At 49.7% G+C, this 25,478-nt stretch carries 21 protein-coding genes and 1 pseudogene; 9 read left to right on the top strand and 13 right to left on the bottom strand.

Translation table 11 applies throughout. From position 1 onward, the window contains the following. The first annotated feature begins 19 nt into the window (after positions 1-19). Positions 20-2,017: a transketolase gene (gene tkt, locus ACXAGQ_RS21965; protein WP_475256779.1), complete on the top strand. Its 1,998-nt coding sequence runs from the start codon at positions 20-22 to the stop codon at positions 2,015-2,017. A gap of 93 nt (positions 2,018-2,110) precedes the next feature. Here tkt and ACXAGQ_RS21970 read toward each other — a convergent pair whose 3' ends face one another. Both ACXAGQ_RS21970 and ACXAGQ_RS21975 read right to left on the bottom strand, forming a co-directional pair. Further along, entirely contained in the window at positions 2,111-2,779 is a 669-nt protein-coding gene (locus ACXAGQ_RS21970; RefSeq protein WP_475256781.1) for an NAD(P)H-dependent oxidoreductase, read from the bottom strand. Next, positions 2,776-3,720 (bottom strand): ankyrin repeat domain-containing protein, encoded by a 945-nt coding sequence (locus tag ACXAGQ_RS21975; protein WP_475256782.1) that lies wholly within the window; start codon positions 3,718-3,720, stop codon positions 2,776-2,778. The genes ACXAGQ_RS21970 and ACXAGQ_RS21975 overlap by 4 nt, the downstream gene beginning before the upstream one ends. A gap of 146 nt (positions 3,721-3,866) precedes the next feature. On the opposite strand from ACXAGQ_RS21975, the gene ACXAGQ_RS21980 reads away from it, so the two are divergent. Next, positions 3,867-4,769 (top strand): LysR family transcriptional regulator, encoded by a 903-nt coding sequence (locus ACXAGQ_RS21980; RefSeq protein ID WP_475256783.1) that lies wholly within the window; start codon positions 3,867-3,869, stop codon positions 4,767-4,769. Between the two features lie 10 nt (positions 4,770-4,779). Here the strand turns inward: ACXAGQ_RS21980 and ACXAGQ_RS21985 are convergent, their stop codons facing one another. Next, positions 4,780-5,439, bottom strand: a complete 660-nt coding sequence (locus ACXAGQ_RS21985; RefSeq protein ID WP_475256784.1) for a CatB-related O-acetyltransferase — start codon at positions 5,437-5,439, stop codon at positions 4,780-4,782. Positions 5,440-5,742: 303 nt separating this feature from the next. On the opposite strand from ACXAGQ_RS21985, the pseudogene ACXAGQ_RS21990 reads away from it, so the two are divergent. After that, positions 5,743-6,537 (top strand): annotated as a pseudogene (locus tag ACXAGQ_RS21990) (aminoglycoside 6-adenylyltransferase). A gap of 48 nt (positions 6,538-6,585) precedes the next feature. On the opposite strand, the gene ACXAGQ_RS21995 reads toward ACXAGQ_RS21990, so the two are convergent. From ACXAGQ_RS21995 to iolE, 7 genes are all read right to left on the bottom strand, one after another. Further along, positions 6,586-7,419 (bottom strand): MurR/RpiR family transcriptional regulator, encoded by an 834-nt coding sequence (locus ACXAGQ_RS21995; protein WP_475256786.1) that lies wholly within the window; start codon positions 7,417-7,419, stop codon positions 6,586-6,588. A gap of 63 nt (positions 7,420-7,482) precedes the next feature. Further along, entirely contained in the window at positions 7,483-8,310 is an 828-nt protein-coding gene (locus ACXAGQ_RS22000) for a class II fructose-bisphosphate aldolase (protein WP_475256787.1), read from the bottom strand. Positions 8,311-8,327: 17 nt separating this feature from the next. Next, a complete protein-coding gene (locus ACXAGQ_RS22005) occupies positions 8,328-9,197 on the bottom strand; it encodes a 5-deoxy-glucuronate isomerase (RefSeq protein ID WP_475256788.1) in 870 nt (289 codons plus the stop codon). 203 nt (positions 9,198-9,400) lie between these two features. Then, on the bottom strand, positions 9,401-10,396 hold the full coding sequence (iolC, locus tag ACXAGQ_RS22010) for a 5-dehydro-2-deoxygluconokinase (protein ID WP_475256789.1): 996 nt from the start codon (positions 10,394-10,396) through the stop codon (positions 9,401-9,403). 12 nt (positions 10,397-10,408) lie between these two features. Further along, entirely contained in the window at positions 10,409-11,584 is a 1,176-nt protein-coding gene (locus ACXAGQ_RS22015; RefSeq protein ID WP_107298719.1) for a Gfo/Idh/MocA family protein, read from the bottom strand. A 140-nt stretch (positions 11,585-11,724) separates the two neighbouring features. Further along, a complete protein-coding gene (iolD, locus tag ACXAGQ_RS22020) occupies positions 11,725-13,596 on the bottom strand; it encodes a 3D-(3,5/4)-trihydroxycyclohexane-1,2-dione acylhydrolase (decyclizing) (RefSeq protein ID WP_475256791.1) in 1,872 nt (623 codons plus the stop codon). Between the two features lie 108 nt (positions 13,597-13,704). Then, entirely contained in the window at positions 13,705-14,598 is an 894-nt protein-coding gene (gene iolE / locus ACXAGQ_RS22025; RefSeq protein ID WP_317522492.1) for a myo-inosose-2 dehydratase, read from the bottom strand. A 573-nt stretch (positions 14,599-15,171) separates the two neighbouring features. Between iolE and ACXAGQ_RS22030 the strand changes: the two genes are divergently transcribed. Beyond that, entirely contained in the window at positions 15,172-16,623 is a 1,452-nt protein-coding gene (locus ACXAGQ_RS22030) for a sugar porter family MFS transporter (protein ID WP_475256793.1), read from the top strand. A 237-nt stretch (positions 16,624-16,860) separates the two neighbouring features. After that, positions 16,861-17,367 (top strand): hypothetical protein, encoded by a 507-nt coding sequence (locus tag ACXAGQ_RS22035; protein WP_475256795.1) that lies wholly within the window; start codon positions 16,861-16,863, stop codon positions 17,365-17,367. A gap of 36 nt (positions 17,368-17,403) precedes the next feature. On the opposite strand, the gene ACXAGQ_RS22040 is transcribed toward ACXAGQ_RS22035, so the two are convergent. After that, a complete protein-coding gene (locus ACXAGQ_RS22040; protein WP_475256796.1) occupies positions 17,404-17,787 on the bottom strand; it encodes a thiol-disulfide oxidoreductase DCC family protein in 384 nt (127 codons plus the stop codon). Positions 17,788-17,962: 175 nt separating this feature from the next. Between ACXAGQ_RS22040 and ACXAGQ_RS22045 the strand changes: the two genes are divergently transcribed. Then, positions 17,963-19,405, top strand: coding sequence for an amidohydrolase (locus tag ACXAGQ_RS22045; RefSeq protein ID WP_475256797.1), 1,443 nt, complete (start codon positions 17,963-17,965; stop codon positions 19,403-19,405). Between the two features lie 123 nt (positions 19,406-19,528). Here the strand turns inward: ACXAGQ_RS22045 and ACXAGQ_RS22050 are convergent, their stop codons facing one another. After that, positions 19,529-20,698: a Na+/H+ antiporter NhaA gene (locus ACXAGQ_RS22050; protein WP_475256799.1), complete on the bottom strand. Its 1,170-nt coding sequence runs from the start codon at positions 20,696-20,698 to the stop codon at positions 19,529-19,531. Between the two features lie 262 nt (positions 20,699-20,960). Between ACXAGQ_RS22050 and ACXAGQ_RS22055 the strand changes: the two genes are divergently transcribed. The 3 genes from ACXAGQ_RS22055 (at position 20,961) to ACXAGQ_RS22065 (ending at position 24,757) form a co-directional block, all read left to right on the top strand. Next, entirely contained in the window at positions 20,961-22,034 is a 1,074-nt protein-coding gene (locus ACXAGQ_RS22055) for an alcohol dehydrogenase family protein (protein WP_475256800.1), read from the top strand. Positions 22,035-22,312: 278 nt separating this feature from the next. Beyond that, positions 22,313-24,298, top strand: coding sequence for a hypothetical protein (locus tag ACXAGQ_RS22060; RefSeq protein WP_475256802.1), 1,986 nt, complete (start codon positions 22,313-22,315; stop codon positions 24,296-24,298). A gap of 3 nt (positions 24,299-24,301) precedes the next feature. Then, on the top strand, positions 24,302-24,757 hold the full coding sequence (locus ACXAGQ_RS22065; protein ID WP_475256803.1) for a hypothetical protein: 456 nt from the start codon (positions 24,302-24,304) through the stop codon (positions 24,755-24,757). Between the two features lie 148 nt (positions 24,758-24,905). On the opposite strand, the gene ACXAGQ_RS22070 is transcribed toward ACXAGQ_RS22065, so the two are convergent. Beyond that, entirely contained in the window at positions 24,906-25,472 is a 567-nt protein-coding gene (locus ACXAGQ_RS22070) for a DUF1097 domain-containing protein (RefSeq protein ID WP_475256805.1), read from the bottom strand. Between the last annotated feature and the right edge of the window lie 6 nt (positions 25,473-25,478).

The following is a 25,478-nucleotide window of genomic DNA, read 5'->3' on the forward strand; positions in this document are numbered from 1 at the left end:
GATCGATTGAGACCTAGAAATGAATAACACAAACAAACGTCTGGCTAATGCAGTCCGTGCCCTGAGCATGGATGGGGTTCAACAAGCTAACTCCGGCCACCCGGGTGCGCCTATGGGTATGGCTGATATTGCCGAAGTACTGTGGCGTGGTCACATGAACCACAACCCGCAAAACCCCGAATGGGCTGACCGCGACCGCTTCATCTTGTCGAACGGCCATGGTTCAATGCTGATTTACTCTCTACTTCACCTTACTGGCTACGATCTGTCTATCGACGATCTGAAAAACTTCCGCCAGCTACACTCGAAAACACCAGGTCACCCTGAGTATGGCTACGCACCAGGTATCGAAACGACGACCGGCCCACTCGGCCAGGGCATCACCAATGCGGTAGGTATGGCAATGGCTGAAAAAGCCATGGCAGCCCAGTTCAACCGAGAAGGCCACGACATCGTAGACCACCACACTTACGTGTTTATGGGTGACGGCTGCTTGATGGAAGGTATCTCTCATGAAGCGTGTTCGCTTGCCGGTACCCTAGGTCTTGGCAAACTTATCGCGTTCTGGGATGACAACGGTATCTCTATCGACGGTGAAGTTGAAGGTTGGTTCTCTGACGATACGCCAAAGCGCTTCGAAGCATACGGCTGGCATGTGATCCCAGCAGTAGACGGCCACGACGCTGAGGCTATCAATGCCGCTATCATCGCAGCCAAAGCGGATCCTCGCCCAACACTGATCTGTACCAAGACCATCATCGGCTTTGGCTCGCCAAACAAAGCAGGCTCGCACGACTGTCACGGCGCACCTCTTGGCCACGATGAAATCGCAGCAGCACGTGAGTTCCTCGGCTGGAGCCACGGCCCGTTTGAGATCCCATCTGATGTGTATGCCCAGTGGGATGCCAAAGAAGCAGGTACCGCCAAAGAAACAGAGTGGAATGCAAAGCTAGCAGCTTATGAAGCAACTTACCCAGAGCTAGCGGCTGAGTTCAAACGCCGTGTAAACGGTGAACTACCAGCGCAGTGGGAAGAGAAAGCGAACGCAATCATCGCTGATCTACAGGCAAATCCTGCCAACATCGCTTCACGTAAGGCTTCTCAAAACGCACTGGAAGCGTTCGGTCAGATGCTTCCTGAGTTCATGGGTGGCTCTGCTGACCTGGCACCTTCTAACCTGACTATGTGGTCTGGCTCTAAGTCGCTAGAAGCCAACGACTTCTCGGGTAACTACATCCACTACGGTGTGCGTGAGTTCGGCATGACTGCAATCATGAACGGTATCGCGCTACACGGTGGTTTCGTACCATACGGTGCAACCTTCCTCATGTTCATGGAATACGCGCGTAACGCAATGCGTATGGCGGCACTGATGAAAGTGCAGAACATCCAGGTTTACACCCACGACTCTATCGGTCTGGGTGAAGATGGCCCGACTCACCAGCCGGTTGAGCAGATGGCATCTCTGCGTCTGACACCGAACATGAGCACATGGCGTCCATGTGACCAGGTTGAGTCTGCCGTAGCATGGAAACTGGCTATCGAGCGCAAAGACGGCCCAACGTCTCTGATCTTCTCGCGCCAGAACCTTGCACAGCAAGTGCGTGACACTGAGCAGCTTGCGAATATCGCCAAGGGTGGTTACATCCTGAAAGACTGTGAAGGCAAGCCAGAGCTCATTCTTATCGCTACCGGCTCTGAAGTGGAGCTGGCGGTGGAAGCCGCTGCGCAGCTAACAGCAGAAGGTTTGCAAGTACGCGTTGTTTCAATGCCATCTACTGATGCATTCGACAAGCAAGATGCAGCTTACCGTGAAGCGGTTCTGCCATCAGACGTCACAGCTCGTGTTGCTATCGAAGCGGGTATTGCAGACTTCTGGTACAAGTATGTCGGCTTTGGCGGCAAGATCATCGGTATGACAACCTTCGGTGAATCAGCCCCTGCAGGCGAGCTATTCAAGATGTTCGGCTTCACTACCGAGAACGTAGTGAATACAGCAAAAGAATTGCTGGCTTAATCCTTAACCAATAAGCTCAAGCCTACAGACTAAAAATGCCGACATCATGTCGGCATTTTCTTTGAAACAACAAATCAGGTCGCAACATCGGCTCTAGTATTCACCCACCACCATTGCTGATTCAGTAAAAATACTTTCCAATCTGGTGCTGTACCTATCCAGTTCAGCGATACGTTCTTCTTGGCTCATTCTGGCAGGACCGAATACTGAGAAAGGTCCCAGCACCTCAAAGCCATTGAACTCAAGAATACCGCGATGGATGGGACGTAAGATCCCTTCCAGATCACCATTCCAGCCGCCTTTGACGTAAATGTCTTCACCACCGCCCATGGTCAGGCTCAGCATGGCTTTTTTGCCTTTGAAAACGCCCGACTCATAAAACCGGCCGCCACCGTAAGTGCGCCCCATGGCAAAGACACGGTCGACCCACCCCTTCATGACTGCTGGCATGCTGAACCACCACAATGGGAATTGGAAAATCAGCAAATCACACCACTCAACCTTTTGGATTTCATTTTCAATCTCAGGGGCAAAACTACCCTGCTCGTTGGCGTGCATTTCTTCGAGTTGCTGCTTGAAGAAATCCGGGTTATTGACGGTTTGGAAATTATGTCGACCAGAAACCGGGTTGAAATTCATCGCATGGAGATCGGAGGTTTTCACCTCATGGCCGGCCGCCTCCAGCGCGGAGACTGCTTGGTTAAACATCGCGCCATTGAAGCTCTTTGGTTCAGGGTGCCAATAAACGACGAGTACTTTCATGCTTTTTTCTCCAACATCTCAACAATGGATGAATATTGATATTCTCTTGCCAACTCGAGCGGTGTTTTTCCGTCAAAGCCGGTTAAATCTGTTCTTGCGCCAAATGCAATGAGCTTCGCTGCCGCGTCAGTATGGCCGTGCCAAATTGCATCATGCAACGGGGTATAACCGTTGTTCGGCCCTTGTGCGTCCAGAGTGTCTTTGAAGCCCGGATAGTTCGACAACAGTTCAATCACATCAGCCCTGCCGTTATAGGCGGCTTTGTGCAGCGGAATGGCCTTCATGTAATGATCCGGCACCGTCTGATCGCCACCTTGCTCCATCAACACCTTGAGGCTTTCGACCAAACCGTCTCGGGCAGCTACCATCACCGCGGTATGTTCATCATTGCCTGAACTAGTGATTGCCGATGGGGTGTTAAGCGAAGCACTATCCATGACTTGGACCAACTGGCGCGCTTTTTCCGTATCGTCCCATCGACTATCCGTGACTACCTGATAAGCACTCAGCCGGGCTTGTGACTGGCTAAGCTGGTCGCGGTAAGCTTCAAATAACTGTCGAAGTTGCGTAGCCTGTTGCTGACCATAAACGTCTTGCTCCGAGGCACCAAAATCCACCAGCTGTTCCGCTTTGAGGCCAAAAGTAGAGACAATCTCGATATTGACGTCAGCTTGCTTGAGCAAAGCCTCAACAACAGCTGGTTTACGATGCCACACTGCGACCATCAAGGGTGTCACACCATGCTTAGGGGTTTGCAGGTTGATAAATGCCCCAGCTGCCAGCAACGCCTCAACCCAACTTGCAGAGTCTTGCTGCGCGGCAATGTGCATCGGCGAGTTACCCATCACCGGGTCAAGCTGGTTCACATCTGCTGCCATCTCGATAGCTTGACGAAAACCGTTAACATCACTGTTTATAATTAGCTGGTGTAGATTAGGCATTGTCATTATCTGTCTCGCTCATCTCTGCTTGTTCCGGTGGATTAGGATGTCGTTGTGTTGTCTTGTGCTGCGTTGGATATAGTATTGAGCAAAACTTTATTAACCTGTAGTGTGTTTTGAGTTATTAACAAGGTAACCATTAGTTAATGAAAGCATTGCCGACCCAACTACCCATCTTTATTCAGGTTGCCAAAACCGGCAGCTTTGCCAAGGCTGCAAGAGCATTGGGGATCTCCGCCCCGGCGGTGAGCAAGGCCATTGGGAAACTGGAAGAAGAGTGGCAGGTCAAGCTGTTTCACCGCTCTTCCCACTCACTCAGCCTAACCCAAATGGGCGAACAGCTGTTTGAGAGCCTCACGCCTTCAGTCGAGTCTATCCAACACACCATCGAGCGGATCACCGATGACTCGCAAAGCGTCAGCGGCAAGCTCAAGATCAACCTGCCAGCGAGCTCCATCGGCCAAGAGCATATCCTGCCGTTGATCTTGGACTTCATGGAAGCCTACCCGGAAATCACCTGTGATCTTCATTTTGATGATCGCGTGGTGGATCTGGTTGAGCACGGTTTTGATCTGGGTATCGGTACTGCGATTAACCAAGACTCGCGTCTTATCGCGCGGCGGCTGTTTGAGGTTGGTATCGGGGTCTTTGCGACGCCCGACTATTTGGCGCGCCATGGCAAGCCCACCACCATCAAGGCGCTAGATGCGCACAAATGTATTCCAGTGCGCTCTATTACATCAGGACGGTTTCACGGCTGGCGGTTAAATGATGGTGAAGGCAACAAGCTCTATGAGCCCAAGGGCAAGCTTATCGTCAACCATTTCCGGGCAGCCAAGCAAGCCACCTTGGCCAGTGCCGGCATCAGCTGCTTGGGCACTTGGATGTTCAAACAAGAGCTGGAGAAAAACCAAGTGGTGCCGCTGCTAGAGAGCTACTGGGGTGATCCGATCCAGGTTTGGGTCTATTACTCGTCGAGGGAATATCTGCCAACCAGGGTCAGGACATTGATCGACTATCTGGTCAGCAATATTGATAAAGTGCTGTAGCTAATGACTGCTAAGGCGCCAGATTATGCTGGTCGGCATAGTCTGACAGTTCAGCGACACCCCCTTTTACCAATAGGGGGATCGCCTGCTCAATGTGTTCGATAGGCCAATCCCACCAGGCAAGTTTTTCTAGTTTGGCAGCCTCCTCGGCAGAGTAGCGCTGGCGGATCACTTTGGCAGGGTTGCCCCCCACAATGGCATAAGCAGGTACGTCTTTGGTGACGACGGCTTTCGAGCCAATGATCGCGCCGTTGCCAATGGTCACGCCGGGCATCACGGTTACCTCGTTACCGAACCAGACATCATTGCCAACCCGGATATCTTTATACTGCTTGAACGGGTAATCACCCAGTGGCATTGCTTCTGCCCACTTCCCGCCGAAAACGGCAAACGGGAAGGTGCTCACCCCAGACGTTGCATGGTTGGCATCTGCCATGATGAACTTGGTGCCGTGGGCAATGGCGCAAAACTTGCCAATATGCAGAGAGGTACCAGAAAAGCCAAAGTTATACAGAACGTTATCAGCAAAGAACTTGCTTGGGTCGTCAAAATCACTGTAATAGGTGTAATCGCCAATCGTGATGTTGTCTATCTCACTCTGGGCCAGTAGCGGCTTGAGTAGCAGTGTGTTGGTAAAACCTTCAATGGGGTACAGCTTTTCTGGATTCATATTTGCTCGCAATCAACATAAGTCGCCCGATCATAACCTAAAAACGTCACCTTGCCTTCGCGGGTTTGCAACATAAAGTAGGCATGATTATTCCCGCATTCGGAAAATCATAACCACTTAAGATCCGTTTATCGTTCTATTTTTTAGCTCGTAACACTTTGGTGTTGCGAGCTTTTTTTATCGTTTTTAAGTCAGTCAATCAAGCCACTGGCAAAACCTTTATGTATTTGGCATTCTGTAATGCTGCGCTCATTTTACCGCAGTGGCTGCGCCAGCAGTTTCAATAAATTAAATAGGTAAAATATGAAGTTTCCACAAACACTTCCAAGCACTCATCAGCAGCTTCTAGAAAAAATCATTGCGACGTTCTCGCAGGATCCTCGCATTCTCGGCATAGGGGCCAGCGGCTCGTTTACTTCTGATTCCATGGATAAATACAGCGATCTCGACCTGGTTATCGCGGTTGAGCCCTCTTAATTCGACGGCATCATGACAGAGCGTTTCGAGCTCATTGACCGCGTTGGGGGCAAACTCGCTGCCTTCACAGGTGAACACGTCGGTGAACCCCGTCTTGTTATCGCCTTATTCGAGCCAAATACTGTGCATGTCGACTTCAAGTTCGTTGCCCTGCCGGATGCTGCTACCCGTGTTGATGAGACGAAAGTGGTGTGGGAACGGGAAAGTTACCTCTCGGATGTCTTCCAACACTCCCAGCATCATTTCCCGCAGCCAGATCCACAATAGATCGAGGATCGCTTCTGGATTTGGACCCACTACGCCGCAACCAAGATTGCCCGTGGTGAGTATTTTGAAACCCTCGAGTTTATTTCCTTTATCCGCCATGTTGTGTTGTCGCCATTGGCCCTGAAGCAAGGCGGCTTTACCCCATTCGGTGTGCGCAAGGTTGAAAAATACCTGCCAGAGTTTGCTAAGCAGCTTGAAGAAACGGTTGCGAAACCTGAACCAGTTTCTTTGACCAAAGCGGTGAAAAAATGTGTCGAGCTCTACCTTGAGCTGCGCGAGAAAGAAACGGTGAACTCCAATGCTGAAGCCCAAGCCGTTGCGATGGCCTACCTCAACAAAGAGTGTGGCGAGTAACCGCTCCTATTAACTCCAATCAATAAAATTAGAGCCTCATACGAGGCTCTAATTGGTATCTTTACACATCAAACTCACAGCCAATGTCTGGGCAAGATAGACCGAGCAACTCAGCGAGCGAAAACCTAAATTATCCCCTTCTTGTACCTCGAAGCAGACATCCATCTTGTTGCCCTGCTCCATCATCTGGTTGTCGGTAATGGCAATAATCGGCACATTCTTATTGTACGCCAATTCAATAACATCGGTGGTTTCTGGTGCGTAAGGGCTGAAGGTGAACGTCACCAAGACATCTTTCTCGCTCATCAGGCGGGTCATTGGCGACAGCATGCCACCGTTGTCATCAACCAGCACAACATCGTTGTTTGATTTCATCAAGGCATACCAGAGATAGAAAGCAACGGGATAAGCACGGCGCATACCTTGGATATAAATCGTCTCTGCCCCTTCAAGCAAAGCCACAGCCCTATCCAGCTTTTGCGGTGATACGGTGATTTGCAGCTGCTCTAAAGCCTCGATATTTGCCGCGCCAAAATCATGGAAAATAGCCGCAGCGGAATCAGGGCCAAATTCTGCCTCGTTTCTCGCCTTTCGTACCCGCTCTTTATAATCCCGCGGGCGGTTGAAGTAGTGTTCGCGGAAGACAGCTTGCATCGAACTGAACCCAGAGAAACCCATCGCATTAGAAAAGCGGCTTAGGGTAGACAGCGGCACATTGGCCTGCTCGGCAATGGTCACCATGGTTTCAACCGCTACCAGCATTGGCTGGGACATGGCAAAGTCAGCCACCTGTTGCAGGCGCGGGCTTAAATCGTCATAGCGACGGACAATATGATCTTTGAGGGTGTCTAAATCGGTGGGAACAAGCTCGGTTACTTCCATATATTGATGCTCTCCTGCGAAAAAAATGCCCTGTATTAACAGGGCAAATGGTCACGACATTTATTACGACAGCAGTTTGAAATTACGAATCGCTTCTTCTTTCACCGCAGGCATTGCCTTTTTCATGAAATAAATTCGGTCAAACTTCTCAGGCTCTTCATTCATGAAATCACGCAAGCCATGACCCAGCGCTTGGCGCAGGCAGGTACCGATGTTGAATTTCGATACGCGGGTACGTTTGAGCACTTCCATATCTTCGTTGCGGATACCGCTGGTACCATGGATAACCAACGGGATATCAACCATGCTGGCAATCTTGTCCAAGCGGCCAAAATCGATGGTGCAAGTTGGCTCAGTCAGGCGGTGTACGTTACCTACAGAGACAGCCACACAGTCGGCACCACTTTCTTTGGCAAAACGGGCCGCTTCTTCTGCTTCGGTATAGATAGATTTGATGTGGTCACGGCCTTCATCGTAAGGCACCGAGCCAATTTCGCCTTCAACTGAAGCGCCCATTGCGTGGGCAACGTCTGCCACCGCGCGGGTACGGGCAATGTTTTCTTCCAGTGAAAGCTGAGAGCCATCAAACATCACTGAGCTGAAACCCGCTTTCAGGGCACGGTAAACGATCTCTTCCTCGTAGGTATGATCTAGGTGCAAACATACTGGTACCGTGCTGTTTTTCGCCAAAGTCAGGAACATCGCCGCAGCGGTTTCAACACCGTAGAAATCAGCCACATCTTTGTTGCAAGCGAGGATCACTGGCTTGTTCACTTCTTCTGCCGCTTCTACCACGGCACGGGCATCTTCGTAGCCGAATACGTTGAAGCAAGGTACGGCATAGTCGGAGGCTGCAGCCTCAGGCAAAAGGTCTTTTAGATTAACGAGCATATTAGTAAGCCTCCGTGTTATTTGAACTTGGCGATCATGTCCTTGATGCCAGGGATCGTCTCTACTTGGTATTCGTGGTGCGGGTCAAAATGCTGGATCAGCGACTTTTCTGTTTTGCCCACGATGATGGTGAAGTAATACATTTCGTAGCCAGGTGCCGCCACGCTTGGGTGGTAGCCTTTGTCGATAGCAATCACTGAGCCGGTACGTACGTGGTACACCGGACCGAAGTCATCTTCGTGCTCGTACAGGAACTGGGCACCGAAGCCAAAATCTGGGTTGAAACGGAACTGGTATACTTCTTCGTACAAGGTTTCTTTACTGCCGTCAGGCTTAACGCGGTCTTCATCATGCTTGTGAGGAGGGAAACCAGACCAACCACCGGCACCGACGGTAAACAGCTCACTAACTAGCAGGCGGCCACGGTTGTCAGAGTTTGACTGACCCAGTACGTGCTTGATCTTACGGTGGGTTTTAGTGTCGTCAGAGCCGTACTGGACGATATCGACATTCTCTTCGCGAATGCAGAAAGGTTCTAGCGATTGCTCGAACTTACCACCCGCAATCATCACATCTGCTGTATCGCTGACACAGTCAACAGTTGCGCTGTAGCCAAGCGGGACATATACCGCTTCAGGATTACCATCCCATACCGATTTACGCTTACCGATGTTGTCGTATACTTCGGTCTTCTCGCCGTTGGTCACTGTGATTGAACAGGTGCCGCCAGCCAGGACGATGACAGATTCATAGCCCTCGACAACATGCTGGTGTTGCTCGCCCTGCGATAGGCGAACTTGGTTGAAGTAACATAGTGGTGTCACTTCATCGTTAACGTCGATGATAGGTTGGTTCTTGTTATCAAACGGCGGGATATGCTTACCCATGGCTCTCTCCTCACTGCCTGACTTATTATTTTGATTCGCCAGTGCAGCCTTTAATTATCTGATTCTGTTAATTAACGCCTATCGCTATAGGCTTGGGGAAATAAAAAAGCCGGACCTCGATGGTTGTACCGATGGAAGACTGATAAGCCATGCGATACTGGCCCGGCTGACCAAAATGACCCTTCCTTAACGCTGCGCGCTAGTTAAAGGCTTTGCTCTCTGGTCTCAATAAAGTCGAATAGCTGCTCTTTGGTTGGCATCGCTTCGGTACAGCTGTTGCCGCTAACGTTAATCGCTGCTGCCGCTGAACCATGCTTGACGCCATCTTCCAACTCACCACCGTTTACCAGTGTCCAAATCAGGCCGCCAGCGAATGAGTCGCCCGAGCCAAATGGCTTCTGAACCTCAACGCGGAAGATACCTTGCTGGAACTTGTGGCCGTCACGGCAGTAAACTTTAGAGCCGAACTCACCGGCTTTGATTACGACAACCTGGGTATTAGCTCGCAGGAAGCGCTCTGCCGTTGCATCGTCATCTTTGTTGCCCGGAGCCAACACGGTTTCCATCATGTCGAATTCTTCGCGGTTGCCGATAACGATATCCGACAAGCCTGCTGCGATGCCGTAGTAGATAGACGCGTCAACATCGGTGCGCCAAGAATACGGGCGGTAATCGACATCTAGAACGACTAGCGTATTGCTACGGCGTGCATGCTCCATCGCAATTAATGTGGCTTCACGGCTTGGGCTTTCAGACAGCGCAGTACCGGTGACTACCAACACTTTCGAGCTCGCGATGTACTCTGGGTCTACCTGCTCTGGCTTGATGGTCAAGTCAGACGCTTTGTTACGGTAAATCAATACTGTGCAGTCGCTTGGCTTCATCTCGGTAAAGGCAACAGAAGTGCGCGAGCCCGAGCTGTCTGTCATCATGCCGTCTAGGTTGATGCCCTGGCCTGACATGTACTGCTTCACATAGCCGCCGAAGGCATCATCAGCAACGCAGCCGATAAAGCCTACCTTGCCGCCTAGCTTACTCACAGCTACTGCGATATTGGCAGCCGAGCCACCGACGAATTTTTTAAAGCCTGAAATGTCAGCCATATCCGTGTTTGATTCACGGGCGTAAAGGTCTACGCCCGCACGTCCCAACACGATGGCATCCAGCTTGCGGTCTTGCTGAAGTGCAATCTTTGTCATGGTCCGTTCCTATTACTCGTAATCAACCCAAGCTGCGTTTTGGTCTGCTGACTCAACGCACTTCTCACATAGGCGTACACCTTCGATACCGGCATCGATACCTGGGAACCAGATATCCGCTAGCGCTGCCTGGTCGTCGCGGTCTGCCGCGTCGAATGCCAAAGCAAAGCGGTGGTATAGGTTTGCCCAAGACTCGAAGTAACCTTCGGCGTGGCCACCGCCAACACGGTTAGCAGCAACACCCGGTGCGTCCTGGTGCAGGTAACCCATGCCGCGCTCTAGAATGCGTGGTGCTTCACCCTGAACTTCGTAGCGAAGCTGGTTTGGCTGCTCGTCCCACCACTCGATAGACGCTTTAGAACCCACGATACGGATCTTCTGCTGGTGCATAGAGCCTGAGTTAACCGCTGATGCCCAAAGTGTACCGACTGCACCGCCTTTGAATTCCATCATCACGTGTGCGTTATCTTCTAGCGGCGTACGCGACTTGATGAAGCTCTGGCGCATGCAAGATAGACGATCAACCTCAAGGCCAGTCATCACTTCACATAGGTAGAAGGCGTGTGTGCCGATATCACCTAGCACGTAAGTTGGGCCAGATACCTCTGGGCTTACACGCCACTTTAGGCCTGGATCGTTTAGCTCGTACTCTTCATTGTGGAAGCCGTGGGCGAACTGCATGTTGATCACGCGAACTTCACCTAGGTCGCCACGCTGAACCATTTCACGCGCCTGCTGTACCATTGGGAAGCCGCTGTAGCCATACATCACACCGATAACACGGTTGTTCTGCGCAGCGATTGTTTTTAGCTCTTCTGCTTCTTCAGTGGTGAAAGTGATTGGCTTTTCACACACTACATGAAGGTTTGCTTCTAGCGCCGCCTTACAGATTTCGTAGTGGGTCGAGTTTGGCGTTGCGATAGATACCGCCTGGATGCCGTCTTCGCGCTGTGCTTCTTGCTCGAACATCTCTTTGTAGTTGGCGTAGCAACGGTCGCCGTCAAGGCCTAGGTTTTCACCGAAGTCACGGCAACGTGCTGGGTCTAGGTCGAATGCACCGGCTACCAACTTGAACAGGCCATCGCGCTGTGCGGCATTACGGTGCGAGTAACCGATCTGGCTACCACGACCGCCGCCTACCATTGCCCAGCGGATTGGTTGGTCAAAATGACGTTCTTCATTAAACATGGTTCACTCCTTGGCAGGCATCACAACCAGCTCATGCTTTATAAAGCCAGCTGTGATACCTGCGGGTAAATTATTGGAAATATTAAGATTTAAATGTTCGAATTCGTTTATGTTAGGAACCGGGCTTGAACACCGCGTCCCTATACACCACGGCGCTGGGTTGCTCGGCCTTCTTCCCAATCCGCGACTTTCTTAGCGGTGTGCTCGTTGCGAGTCACTTCAGGCAGACCTACTTCCCACCAGCAGTCACACTTAGACCATGCCGCTGGTGATACTGGGTCGATATCAACCACGATGACGTAAGTACGGTCAGCTTCTTTAGCGCGGGCGAATGCTGCATCGAACTCGTCGACAGAGGTCAGCTTCTCGGAAATCGCACCTTGTGCTTCAGCATGCTTGGCAAAGTCTACGCGGGCCAACTCGCCATCTGGGCGGCGGCAGTCTTCAAGCAGGTTGTTGAAAGACTCGTTACCAGTATTGTTCTGTAGTTTGTTGATAACCGCGAAACCGCCGTTGTCACACACCACCACAATCATCTTGTGGCCAGTCAGTACTGAGGAGTAGATGTCTGAGTTCTGGATAAGGTATGAACCGTCACCAACTAGCACTACAACGTCGTTATCTGGGTTGGCAATTTTCGCGCCCCAGCCGCCGGCAATCTCATAACCCATGCACGAGTAACCGAAGTCGATATCGAACTTACCGATCTGGTAGTTCTGCCAGTTCATTGACAGCTCAGCTGGCAGGCCACCTGCAGCAGTCAGTACGGTGTCGCCTTTTTCCATCGACTTGTTTAGCTTGCCGATCACTTCCGCGTAAGAAGACATGCCTGGTAGTAAGTCGCCTTCTTGTGGATGGGTACGACGGTGAACCAGTTCTTTCCACTCGTCAGCTTCCGCTTTGGCTTTTGCTGACCAGTCGTCACCTGAGCGCCAATCGCCAAGTAGCGCAGACAGCTTGGTCATCGATGTTTTGGCATCGCCCAATACTGGGTAAGACATGTGTTTGATGGCATCGAATTTCGCCACGTTGATGCTGACCAGCTTCATCTCTGGGTTTTTGAACACTGTCCAAGAGCCTGTCGTGAAGTCTTGCAGGCGGGTACCGATAGCCAATACCACGTCGGCTTCGTTAGCCATGTGGTTGGCAGAATCAGAACCGGTAACACCGATAGGGCCTGCGTTCAGCGGGTTGTCCTGTAGCATAGTCGCGCGACCGGCAATGGTCTCGACCACTGGGATGTTGTGCTTGCCAGCAAAGTCAGCTAGCTCATCAGTCGCTAGTGAGTAGTGCACACCGCCGCCTGAGATGATCAGTGGCTTCTTCGCCTTCATCAGGATTTCTTTCGCTTCTTCCAGAACAACCATTTCAGGCTCTGGACGGCGGATGCGGTGAACTTTCTCAGCGAAGAACACTTCAGGGAAATCGTAAGCGACACCTTGGATATCTTGCGGCAGGCCAAGGAATACTGGACCACAGGTCGCTGGGTCTAGCATGGTATCAAGCGCTTGCGGCAGTGTGTGCATAAGCTGAGATGGCGATAGTACGCGGTCCCAGTAGCGCGTTAGCGGCTTGAAAGCATCATTTGAAGTGACAGACGGATCTTCGAAGTTCTCCGGCTGCTGCAAAACTGGATCTGGTAGACGGCTAACATACGCGTCACCAGCAATAAGTAGAAGAGGCAGACGGTTAGTGTGTGCAATACCAGCAGCAGTTACCATGTTGGTCGCGCCAGGGCCGATAGAGCTGGTTGCAATACCGATACGGCGACGTTGGTTAGCCTTAGCGTATGCAATGGCCGCTGTTGCCATCGACTGTTCGTTCTGACCGCGCCAGGTTGGGATCTTGTCTTCAATATTCTTTAGTTGCTGGCCAAAGCACGTCACGTTACCGTGACCGAAAATCGCAAAGGCCGTACCGAAAAGTTGTTCTTTCTTTCCATCAATTTCAATCATTTGTGCTGCAAGGTACTTGGCAAGCGCTTCAGCAACAGTCAGGCGTACAGTATTCATTGTCTTCCTCGATAATCAGTACCCGATGGGGTATCCCTACCCCGGCCCACCTCCCAAATGGCGCAGCCGGGGATACGTTAGGGGGCTAGCACCCCCAAGGGTTCTTTGTTACAGGCCGTACTTGTTCGCGTAGCCAGTGATGTTCTCGTAAGCGGTTTTAGCGAACGTCAGTGGGTGTGCCTTGGCAGGGTCTTGCTCAGCTTCAACCAGTAGCCAGCCTTTGTAGTCGCGCTCTTTCAGTGCAGCGAAAACGTCGTCGTAATCCACGTCGCCAGTACCAGGAACGGTGAATACACCATCAAGCACAGCATTAAGGAATGATTTGTCTGCATCGCGAGCGGCGTTCATCACTTCTAGACGTAGGTCTTTAAAGTGCATGTGGCCGATGCGGTGGCCCCAGCGCTTGATCATAGTGACAGGGTTACCGCCGCCGTATGTGATGTGACCAGTGTCCAGCGTTAGGTGAACAGCATCGCCAGTCAGCTCCATCATGATGTTGATGTCGTCTTCTGTTTCACAGATGGTGCCCACGTGGTGGTGGAAAGACAGCTTGATGTCGTGCTCGTTTAGTAGGTACTCAGCAACTGTGGTTAGCTTCTCACAGTAAGTTTTCCACTCATCCATAGTCAGGATGACGCGCTGAGAAAGTGGCGTGTTGATATCGCCGTGAACGGTGTTGCTCACTTCACCGAATACCATAGCTTTACAGCCAGCCGCTTTAAGCAACTTGATGTGCTCTTGCATGGCAGCGATTTCTTCTTCCGCGGTTAGCGTCATCAAGTTACCGCTGTACCAGCCTGAAGCCAGAACCAGGCCGTGTTTTTCTAGAAGAGGAATAAGTACTTCTGGCTCACGTGGGTATTTAGTACCTAGCTCAGTACCGGTAAAGCCCGCTTCCGCCATTTCACTCAAACATGTTTCCAATGGGATCTCGCCGCCCAGTTCAGGCATATCATCGTTAGTCCAAGTCAGTGGGCTGATTCCGTATTGCACATTGCTCATGTTTGTTCTCCAACAATAACTTAAATAAAAAAATTAACGTGATGAGATAACTTTATTGTTCTTCGGGTTATGTCTTTCTCACATAAGGCAAAGAACTTCGTTCTCTTCACCGGTTCGTTTAACTTGGAAATTACTATAACCAAAAAAATCAAAATGAAAAATATTTTTCGAGCATTGAAAAGGATTTCATTTTTTTGGAAAAATCGGAAAAAACCCAGTAACGACGCGGCCTAAGATGGTTTTTTGAGCAAGATCACAAACAAATAAAAATCATATAAAACAATAAGTTATAATCAGATTAAAATTTGAAAAATATTTTTCTTAATTTGATCAAGATATCATTTACGAATAAAAACCCACTTTGGGTATGGTCGAATCAAGAACAACTCCATATGATAAAACCATCACCTTATGAAAAAATATTTTCAAAGCAACATATAACTACTACAGATAAAAGGGTGAATTAAACAGCCGATACCTATGCCCTACAGTAATAAGCGTATCGGACCGCTACCCAGCTCATGCTTATTCGATGGTTGAGTGAGAGAAGGGGAATAAATCAAGGAGCAACACATGTCACCCACAACCGCGGCCGAGGCCCGAAAACATAATTTTGCTTACATTATTCGAATTTGTTGTATCGCAGCCCTAGGGGGAATTTTATTAGGTTACGATACCGCTGTTATATCAGGCGCCATTGGTCCTATCAGAGAGCACTTTGGCTTAACCTCTGCACAAACCGGTTGGGCAGTATCAAGTGTTGTTCTAGGTAGTATTATCGGTGCTGTCAGCGCCGGTTGGTCAGCCCTTAAATATGGCCGCCGCAACACCCTCTTCATTGCTGCTATCCTCTTCATGATCTCCGCCATTGGCTCCGCACTGGCCAGCACCTTCTCTTTCTATGTCATGCTTCGCATCGTTGGTGGTGTGGCTGTTGGCTTGGCCTGTGTGGTTTCACCAATGTACATGTCTGAAGTGGCACCAAAAGACTTCCGTGGCCGTGCCGTGAGTATGTTCCAGCAATCAGCCGTTATCGGCCAGACCGGTGTATTCTACGTTAACTACCTGATTGCCAAAGGTATGAGTGAAGCCTGGTTGGTTGATATGGGCTGGCGCTGGATGCTGGGCTCAGAGGTTATCCCTGCCGCGCTATTTGCCGGTCTGTTGTTCCTTATTCCTGAATCACCACGCTGGTTGGTATTGAAAGGCAAAATCGACCAAGCCAAAGAAACTCTATCTCGTATCTCTAACCCGAAACATGCAGACCAGCTTATCGGTGAAATCCAAGCATCACTGGCTGACTCTAATTCTCCGGGCAAGAAACAAGTTAGCCTGCGCTCACCACTTCTGTTCGCCATCTTGGTCATCGGTACCTTCGTGGCTGCCGCCCAGCAGCTAACCGGTATCAACGTCATCATGTACTACACACCGGAAATCCTAAGACCAATCACCGGTAGTACTGAAAACGCCCTGTTCCAGACCACCTTCGTCGGTATTGTCTTCATCCTGGGTAACGCCCTGGGTATGTACCTGATCGATAAAGTGGGCCGTTTGCCACTGATGAAATACGGTACCTTTGGCTGTGCGGTCGGTATGACGGTTGTCGGTTATGTGCTGTACACCGGTACTGAAGGCTACGCTGCATTGTTCGCATTGTGTCTGTACGTTGTTTCTTACGCGACATCGTGGGGCTGTGCATGCTGGACCATGATTTCTGAAATCTTCCCGAACAGCATCCGCTCTCGTGCAATGTCTATCGCGGTTGGTGCGCAGTGGTTCACCGGCTTCCTGGTGACTCAATCGTTCCCAATGCTGAATGACAATGCCTTCCTAAGAGAGCATTTCAACGGTGCCTTCAGCTTCTGGTTGTTCGCTATCCTGTCACTGATTTGTATGTTTGTTGTGGTCAAGTTTGTTCCAGAAACCAAAGGTGTCAGCCTGGAGAAAATGGAAGAAGTGATGGCCAAGAAACTGGGCAAGAAAGCGCCTGTACCTGCTGCGGCTGAAGCCAAGGCAAGCGCTTAATTCTATATTCCCAACAGATTCCAATTGCTCCACATTTGGATGACAAACAGGCTTACCGAGAGGTAAGCCTGTTTTTTTATTGGGATTGATTCAAGTGGGGTTATTGCTATATTGCCAGTCCGATTTTCTTAACATCTAAACCTCATGCCATCTGCCTTTTCAACGAAACTCCCCTCGTGCAACCTTGGGAAACCCTTTGGCATAAGCCTTGCGGTATTGCTCCTTTCCGGCTGCGAAATGAGAAACCAGTTTGAGTTGGCCGCCGAGGCCGACCCGCAGAAGCTACTAGCCATTACCCATTACGGCACCACAACTACTAATAGTTTGGGGGAAACAGGCTTTCGGGTTTACCTGCGCAACAGCTCACCGAGAGGAATCCAGTCAATGACTTTCCATGTCAGCGCCTATGACCAGCAAGGGGCGTTAGTCGAAGGCCGCAAACAAGATGGTGCACCAACTGAGGAGCAAGGTGGTACTCTAGGTGGCAAGAATAGCGGTTTAAAAACCCTTCACTTCAACCAAACGTTGAAACCGGGAGGGGGGACACATCCATTGTGGAACCACCTCTGGACACAAGGGGCTTCTAGCTCGACAAGTATCGCCTGCGCCACCATCGATTCGGTAGAGATAACCTACACCGACGGCACGATGGCGATCATTCCCAGGCAGGCACTGGATACCATGACCTACAACCCAAAATGCCTAAGCTTGGATGGCGCTGAGTTCGACTTCGGCGCGCACTAGCAAGGAGGCAAAGGGAGGTTTTCCTTTTTAAAACGGTCATTTATAACAAGAGTTGTTATCACAACGGGAGCGACGGACAAACAGCCTAGAAATTTTCTGCCGGTGTTTGGCAAAGAACAGGTAAGCCCTGTCGGCAAAAGGTTTGACCCACCACCAGCGCAGAAACGCAACTCGCCATGCTTTACCGACCAAGCTCCAAGCGTAATACGTCACATCCAGGCCGTATAATGGCTTGCCGTCCAGCTCCCCATGGAGGATCTTCATCGCCGCGTCAGGATCAACACCAGGAAAGCGCTCAGCGAAATCGTCCTGATGGATATCTTCAAGCTGAATAGCGTTGTTCGAATCATGGCGTTTGAGGGCATCCATTTCTTTCGCGCACAGCGGGCAGGCACCATCGTAAAAAATAGTCAGCATCATCTGTTCTCCAATTCGATACAGAGTATACGCAGTACAGAGCGAATTGGATTAGCCAGAGTGTCCCCTAGCACCTTTTCCGTGAAGTTGATACGAACACCACCAAGCAAACGATTGCCAAGCGGAATAATGATACCTAGAATGCATACGCCTTTCTCTCAATAGTCCGCAGAGCATAATGAAAACTAAAATATCCATCATCACAACCACCTTTCTACTTGCTGGGTGTTCTACCGCTTTCCAGCCTCAAGTCGAACCTCAGTACAATGCCAGCCTGATCATCACCAATGGCCAAGTGCTAACTATCAACAATGATAAAGACGTGATTGATAATGGCGTGATCGTCATTGAAAATGACACCATTGTGGCAGTAGGTGACGAAAGCCTACTTAGCCGCTATCAGGCTCCCAAAGTCATTGATGCCGAGGATGGCATTGTGATGCCGGGCATGATCAATACTCATAACCACCTGCCGATGATCGCGTTCCGCGGCTTGGGCGAAGAGGGAATCGAGAACCGCCTGTTTGCCTACTTCTTCCCGCTGGAAAAAGAAAAGCTCAGCCGCGATTTGATTTACCAGGCAACCAAGCTGGGTGCTGTTGATTTAGCCCAAAGCGGTGTCACCACCTATGCTGACATGTATTACCACGTTGATGATATGGCCCGAGCAACCAAGGAAGTCGGCCTGCGTGCGGTACTCGGTGAAACCGTGATTAAGTTCCCGGTGGTTGATGCACCGGAGCCATACGGCGGTATTGAGTATGCCACCCAGTTTATCGAGCAATACCAGAATGATCCGCTGATCACCCCGGCCTTCGCGCCTCATGCGGTCTATACCGTGTCGAAAGAGAAGCTGCAGGAAATCAACCGCCTGTCAGCCAAGCTTGATGCGCCGGTATTGATCCACGTTGCCGAGTTTGGCAATGAAGCCGAGCGTATCGAAGGTAATGACCAGAAGCTTAGCCCTGTCGCTTGGCTGAAGGAAATTGGCGTACTTGATAACCGCATGGTACTGGCCCACGGTATCCACCTTGACCAGAACGACATTGATCTTATCAAAGAAGCAGATGCCAGCGTGGCGCACAACCCAATGGCCAACGCCAAAGGAGCAACCGGTATTGCCCCTGCCTGGGAAATGTACCGCCAAGGGCTGCGTTTGGGGCTAGGCACCGACGGGCCAATGAGCTCAAACCAAGTCGATCTATGGCGTACCTTAAGCTACACCGCCAATATGCAGCGCCTCAAGCATAACGACCGCACCATCATGATCCCTGAACAAGTGATTGAGCTGTCCACCATCGGTGGGGCAAGGGCACTACACATGGAAGAGCAAATCGGCTCGTTGGAAGTTGGCAAGAAGGCCGATATCATCATTGTCGAAACCCAATCGCCGAACATGATGCCAAATTACAACCCGTACGCGACCTTGGTGTACCAGGCTAACCCAAGCAACGTCAGCACAACTATCGTCAACGGTGATATCGTGATGGAGCAGCGGGAAATCAAAAATATCGATATGGATGAGATGCAGCAGGCAGTGCGGACTATTGAAACCGATATTGCCGAGTTCGCCAAAGAGCTGTCGAAAAAGGCGATTAAGTCCAAGAGCTTGATGCAGTAAACATTACGGTACGAGTTCCTGCACTAATTCATAAAAAACAACTTCATACAAAAACAACAAAAGCAGGGTGAGGCACACCTCCCCTGCTCATAAACATTCAACCTCACTAGGAAAGTTCAATTCTCAACCTCTCTTATTAATACCCCCTGTATTAATAACCTCCTTGCCCTGCCTGGTTGCAAAAGCCATTATCACCAGGCCTAAGAGACTCGCTATTAAGGCCGCCAGCACGATACCCAGTTTATAATGGCCGCTCTCCAAACCAGACAGCTCACCAATAAACAAAGACAGCGTTAAGCCAATACTGCAAAAAACCGACATAGCAAAGACCATCAGCATATTGGTTGCTTCCGGCATTTCAAACAGCTTGAATCTAACACCTAACCACACAGTGCCAAATACACCGAGAGGCTTACCGACCAGCATCGCAATGGCCACATAGGCCGCAATGGGCTCGATAAACCCGGCAGAACTGAACGCATCAGCGAGCGATACCCCTGCATTTGACAGTGCAAATAAAGGCAACACCAGCAAGGTGACTGCCCATTGCAAAATAGACTCTGTTTTATGGTCAATCGCACACCCGCTCTGGCTGAGGGCTATCCCAATAACCACGCCCGCAAGCACCGGGTGGATACCGGCTTGCAGTAGTGCAAACCACAAGGCAGCACCCAACACCACATACAAGAGCGCACTTTTGACCTGGCGGTAGGCCAGCGTGAATATCACCGTAGTTATCAATAAAGACACCCCTACAAAAACCATCTCGACGGTAGCGGTATAAAACAAAGCAATGGTGATAATCGCCAGCACATCGTCAAAGATAGCCACGGCAAGCAAGAACATTTTAAGGCTTACAGGTACTCGGCTGCACAATGAAAGTAACCCAAGTGCCAGTGCAATATCTGTTGCGGTAACAATAGCCCAACCATTCGCTAGTGGTGAGGAAACACCACCGACTAAGAACAAGTAAATCACCGCAGGGCAAAGAAATCCCATGCATGCCGAGGCAAATGGCAACAAAATCGCTCGAAGCGTACTAAATGCCCCACTCTTTGCCTCATTACTTAATTCGAGTCCGACCATCAAGAAGAAGAACACCATCAGAAAGTCATTGACAAAAAGCTGCCAGGAAACACTTTCTGTGAGAGGAAATTGTTTAAATGCAGTATATGACGGTAAGTGAAGTGTTGCCCAAGCAAAGGCCAATAGGCAGGATGCGATCAAGAGCAGGCCGCCAAACCGCTCCTTGGAAATGGCAAAAGGTAATTTTACGCCCAAAGATTGAACCATAGCCCGTCCTCCTTAAGGCTAAACCCACAAGGCGAAGAAACAGATCTTACTTATCCAACTTAGCCCAACCCGCGCGGTGAAACAGCGCCGTAGATCAGCTTTTACCAATCACGCTGTAAAAACATCTATTTATTATGATGATAGAGCAAAAAACCGACCTTACTCCCTGTTCGCATATAAATAAAATATATATGTACAAAGTATTCAACTCAGATAGATTATCCGCCAGAACATTGAGAGTTATTGCTAGGAGCAAAAGCACATGGAACCTAAATGGATGAAAGCCGTTGTTACTGTTGGACAAGGCGGCTATGAGCAGCTGGTTTATAAAGATGTGCCGCTACCCACCCCAGGCAATGGCGAGGTACTGGTAAAAATCCATGCCGCCGGCATGAACAATACCGAAATCAACACCCGCCTCGGCTGGTATTCATCTTCCGTCACCGACTCAACCAACGACACGTCAGGTGAGGCCTCTGCTGATCAGGAGCAGAAGAGTGATGGCGGATGGAATGAATCAACCCCTTTCCCACTGATCCAAGGTACTGACTGCTGCGGCACCGTCGTATCAGCCGATAATGGCAGCCAGCACCTAGTCGGTAAGCGCGTGATCCTTCGTCCATGCCAAAGGGGAGAGGGTTTTGACAATGTCTGGCTGGGATCGGACTTCGACGGCGCCTTTGCCCAATATATCAAGGTCAAAGCTGAACATGCCTTTGCCATTAATAGTGATTGGAGCGATGCTGAGCTGGCGACAATCCCTTGCGCCTATGGCACGGCAGAGAACATGCTCCACCGCGCTAACTTAACGGCAGGAGAAACCGTGCTGATCGCCGGTGCATCTGGAGGGGTAGGCTCTGCCGCTATCCAACTAGCCAAACGACGCGGTGCGAAAGTCATCGCTATTGCCAGCAGTGATAAGCACCCGCAGCTTGAAGGACTAGGCGTCGACCAACTGCTGGACCGCAATGATGACTTGATAAGCCTAGTTGGCGAAAACAGTGTCGATTTAGTGGTCGACAATGTTGCCGGCAAGCAATTTCCGACCATGCTAAAAGTGCTAAAACGCGGCGGTCGATTGGTATCATCCGGAGCCATTGCTGGCCCTGTGGTCGACTTAGACATGCGGGACATGTACCTCAAGGACATCACCCTTATCGGCACTACCGCTTGGGATGCCCCAGTATTCCCGAACCTAGTCGGTTACATAGAAAGAGGCGAAATTCAATCGCTTCTGGCCAAAACCTTCCCACTCGAAGAGATTGCCACCGCCCAGCAGGAGTTTCTCGAGAAGAAACATGTCGGTAATTTTGTGTTGTTACCTGCGCAGGATTAACCCAAAAAAAGAATTAAGCTCAAACTCAGGGTTACCCCCCAAACACAAAGGCCAGCATCTCTCTGCTGGCCTTCATCTGATTGCTGCTGCCCATCGCCTCCTTGCCATGCCAAACAACACCAATACCAATACCAATACCAATAAAAAATAACCTTTATCTTTCTGTCGCTTACATTAAAAGCACTTAAATAGCTGCTCAAACATCAAACAAACCATTTTACAGTACGCTATGTTTTTTGTTATTTTATAGGCGACCATACTATATAAAGATTTATAACATGAACAAAAAATTATTAGCTCTATTGGTCACTGCCAACCTTTCATTGGTGGGTTGTGGCAGCGACAGTGACAACTCAGAAAAAAACACACCACAACCTACTGATCCCAATACTTTTATCGCGAAATTCGTTGATGTAAGCGCAGTAGAAGGGCTGGATTACCAGTGCGAAAATAACCAAAAAGGCGCGACGAACGAAGACGGTGAGTTCTTGTTTAAAGGCTCTGCAAATTGCGCATTTTCCATCGATGGCTTCCCACTTGGTTCAACCAACCTGCCTGTGTCCGAGCAAAATAAGCTCATCAGCAGTTTCCAGTTAGTTGATAATTCACCTTCGGCTAAAACCGTCAGCCAGACACAGGCGACTTCCCACGCGGCAAAAGTTTCTGCTTTGCTGCAGTCTGTGGACAGTGACCATGATCCTAGCAATGGTTTGGACTCCTCCAAGGTCAATGGCTCAACCATCCCTACGAATATCTTGTCTCTAGAAGACACTGCCTTCACCTCAGCGGTTGCAAAGATTGAGTACAATGACGGCTCTACCGTTGAAGAAGATATTGCCAATACACCAAACGCTGCACCTATCAAGTCACCTGCTGAAGCAGAAAAAGACTTATTGCAGTATTACCACAGCCCAGCCGTTGCCGATGTGATCACTGACATCGAGCGTTTGCTGTCGAGCGACCTGACCAAGGTAAATTTTGAAAACAAACTCGCCGATTACCGCCAGCTTCTAGAACAAAGTGACGGCAGTAATGGCTACCACCAGCAGGCACTACTGGCAATCATTGAAATTGCTGAAGTGCTCAACATGCCCGAAGTCTCAGAGCGTGTTGAAATCACTGGTACGATTTTCAACTATTCCAGCATGTTACCCAAAGCGATTGATGCGACGATCAACCACGAAGCTGAGTTAATTTTCTCTAATCAGGTTCTTGGTACAACCGATGATGTTTCAGCGGTTTTGTTCAGCGCCGCACAACGTTTAATGGCTGCAAGCGAGGCTATGGGCTCTGCCTTCCCGGGACCAGACTTTACGTTTACCTATCGCAATACCGATGGCGATGATGTTGAAAACCTATCGTATCAAGATGCGTTGGCAATGCGCCTGAGTGCGCTGTCGGCTGCCAATATCATCAGTACCCTAGCCGCTTATGACCTAGGTAGCGACGAATACCTTATTCCGCAGGAGAAAAGCTATTTAGTGCCAGTGGTTAAGGAAGTAGTAACCTATGACGACAACTATTATGAAGAGTCTAGAACTTATGAGGAGCTCGATTACACCATCGACGCGGAGTTCTCACTCTCAGAATCAGACCCTATTGATCATCTGGTGAACTCAAGCGTTTTTTCATTGAGGAACGATGCTAAATTTTTGGCAACAGCAAAATCGGCACTGACCCATGCCATTGATATTGCCTCACTGATTAACTTCGAGGACTTTGGCTTCGATGACGACGAAGTGAAAGAAGTTAAAGCTGAGCTTGATAAGATTGAAAAACACCTAAGCACTGACTCAGCAACGGCTGGCTCGTACCATTACACGGACGGGGAAGACAATTTTTATATCAACTTACATGCTTTCTATGATGTAAATATCGGGCTAGACCGCAACGACTTTAATATCTCATTTAACGATTACGCTTGTGATAATTCGCTTCTGCCTTCTGCTAAATATGACCAAGCGTGGTCAAATATTTTCGACGAGCCAAAATGTTTCCATAGCGAAGATTACCTCGTATCCGATGAATATGGGAATGAGTGGGTGGATTACAACAGAGTTCACTACATCGCATCTTATCAATCAGTTGAACCAGGTGATAATGACGGAATGAGATACACCCATACAACCATCTTCGCCACCGTTGTTGACGCTGATTACGATATCATCCTTCAACCGACACAAGGTGCTGAAGACGTTATTTGGTGCGGCACGGCCAGTGATGGCAAAACCAAGCTTTCATGCTTTGACGAGCAGGATGACTAAGCTGTGTTGAAACAGATAATCTTCTTTATCTGTCTCCTACCATCGGTAGCTTTTGCTATCGATGGTAGCTTCACTGTGCGTGGGCTAACCCTGAATGTCTACAAGCCCATCTCAGAGTCAATTTCTATTCTGCACTACCAAATAACTGCCCAGAAAGAGATAAAAGAAATGGGCTCTGACGTCCTCAAAGGCAACTCCATTAAAGAAACATCTCGGGCATTACTCTCATATCAACATGGCGCATTGAAAGTGGGAGAACATATGTTTAATTTCCAGTTTGCCTACTATCAAAGCGGCACTCTTTACCTGGAAAAAGTATTCGGAAATTTGGACGGGCAAAACTTTTCCGCCGAAGAAGTAACTTTTGACCCAAGTACCAATGTCATTTCCTCTAAACGAATTACTTTCGTTCAGCAAAACCAAATTCGTATTGTTAAGAGTCACCAGCACACTATATAGCGATATTCTGAATAGCAGTATCCTGAAAAGCAGTAATCTGACCATTCTTAACTTACCCACAATCGCTTCCTACACTAATGACAGCATGGCCACCTCATGCTGGCAAACAGCAAGAGGTGGCCTTATTCATTCAATCAATTGTGCCCATTCACGTCGATGGATGCTCTACAGAGGCGTCCTCTTTAGGCGCATGATTTTTAGGATCTGGCAATGAAGCCTCGTATTTCCCGCGCAGTGTCACCGTCATCCAGCCATAGCCAAGGCCGACCACGCAATATACCAGCTCTGTGACTGTCGCCGTAGCAAAGGTTGCGCCCGGCACATAAGACATAAAGCCAAAGAAAACTCCGGCGCCGACAAACAACGCAGGCACAAAATCAAACGGCGGGATACGTTCGAGGCAAATACACGGGATGACCACGACAAAGACCGCGATAGGGAAAGCAAAGAACCCCAGCCCGCCCAGCGCTCCGCCCAACAGCATAATCGCCACCGAGGCCACGATACCTGCCACATAATTACAGAAGACTTTCTTTCCGCCTTCAACATTACAACCGGCCATGAAATACATCGCCCAAGATATAAAGGCTATCCAGCCAAAACCTGCATTGTCGGCCACGGGCATTAGCCCTGCCATCACCTGGTCGAGCGCCTGAATGGTAAATGCCAACGCTGCTACCAAAATAGGAATAACAATAAATTTACTCCAGCTCATGATGCA

It is taken from the genome of Photobacterium sp. ABD4_091, from assembly GCF_056160145.1.

Excerpts from the sequence above, each read along its gene's own strand:
- ACXAGQ_RS22040 (WP_475256796.1), bottom strand. The coding sequence starts at position 17,787 with ATGATGCTGACTATTTTTTACGATGGTGCCTGCCCGCTGTGCGCGAAA.
- ACXAGQ_RS21995 (WP_475256786.1), bottom strand. The coding sequence starts at position 7,419 with ATGGAAGTAACCGAGCTTGTTCCCACCGATTTAGACACCCTCAAAGAT.
- ACXAGQ_RS21980 (WP_475256783.1), top strand. The coding sequence starts at position 3,867 with ATGAAAGCATTGCCGACCCAACTACCCATCTTTATTCAGGTTGCCAAA.
- ACXAGQ_RS22015 (WP_107298719.1), bottom strand. The coding sequence starts at position 11,584 with ATGTTTAATGAAGAACGTCATTTTGACCAACCAATCCGCTGGGCAATG.
- tkt (WP_475256779.1), top strand. The coding sequence starts at position 20 with ATGAATAACACAAACAAACGTCTGGCTAATGCAGTCCGTGCCCTGAGC.
- ACXAGQ_RS22030 (WP_475256793.1), top strand. The coding sequence starts at position 15,172 with ATGTCACCCACAACCGCGGCCGAGGCCCGAAAACATAATTTTGCTTAC.
- ACXAGQ_RS22000 (WP_475256787.1), bottom strand. The coding sequence starts at position 8,310 with ATGCTCGTTAATCTAAAAGACCTTTTGCCTGAGGCTGCAGCCTCCGAC.
- ACXAGQ_RS21975 (WP_475256782.1), bottom strand. The coding sequence starts at position 3,720 with ATGCCTAATCTACACCAGCTAATTATAAACAGTGATGTTAACGGTTTT.
- iolD (WP_475256791.1), bottom strand. The coding sequence starts at position 13,596 with ATGAATACTGTACGCCTGACTGTTGCTGAAGCGCTTGCCAAGTACCTT.
- iolE (WP_317522492.1), bottom strand. The coding sequence starts at position 14,598 with ATGAGCAATGTGCAATACGGAATCAGCCCACTGACTTGGACTAACGAT.
- ACXAGQ_RS22045 (WP_475256797.1), top strand. The coding sequence starts at position 17,963 with ATGAAAACTAAAATATCCATCATCACAACCACCTTTCTACTTGCTGGG.
- iolC (WP_475256789.1), bottom strand. The coding sequence starts at position 10,396 with ATGACAAAGATTGCACTTCAGCAAGACCGCAAGCTGGATGCCATCGTG.
- ACXAGQ_RS22035 (WP_475256795.1), top strand. The coding sequence starts at position 16,861 with ATGAGAAACCAGTTTGAGTTGGCCGCCGAGGCCGACCCGCAGAAGCTA.
- ACXAGQ_RS22005 (WP_475256788.1), bottom strand. The coding sequence starts at position 9,197 with ATGGGTAAGCATATCCCGCCGTTTGATAACAAGAACCAACCTATCATC.
- ACXAGQ_RS22050 (WP_475256799.1), bottom strand. The coding sequence starts at position 20,698 with ATGGTTCAATCTTTGGGCGTAAAATTACCTTTTGCCATTTCCAAGGAG.
- ACXAGQ_RS21970 (WP_475256781.1), bottom strand. The coding sequence starts at position 2,779 with ATGAAAGTACTCGTCGTTTATTGGCACCCTGAACCAAAGAGCTTCAAT.
- ACXAGQ_RS22070 (WP_475256805.1), bottom strand. The coding sequence starts at position 25,472 with ATGAGCTGGAGTAAATTTATTGTTATTCCTATTTTGGTAGCAGCGTTG.
- ACXAGQ_RS21985 (WP_475256784.1), bottom strand. The coding sequence starts at position 5,439 with ATGAATCCAGAAAAGCTGTACCCCATTGAAGGTTTTACCAACACACTG.
- ACXAGQ_RS22060 (WP_475256802.1), top strand. The coding sequence starts at position 22,313 with ATGAACAAAAAATTATTAGCTCTATTGGTCACTGCCAACCTTTCATTG.
- ACXAGQ_RS22055 (WP_475256800.1), top strand. The coding sequence starts at position 20,961 with ATGGAACCTAAATGGATGAAAGCCGTTGTTACTGTTGGACAAGGCGGC.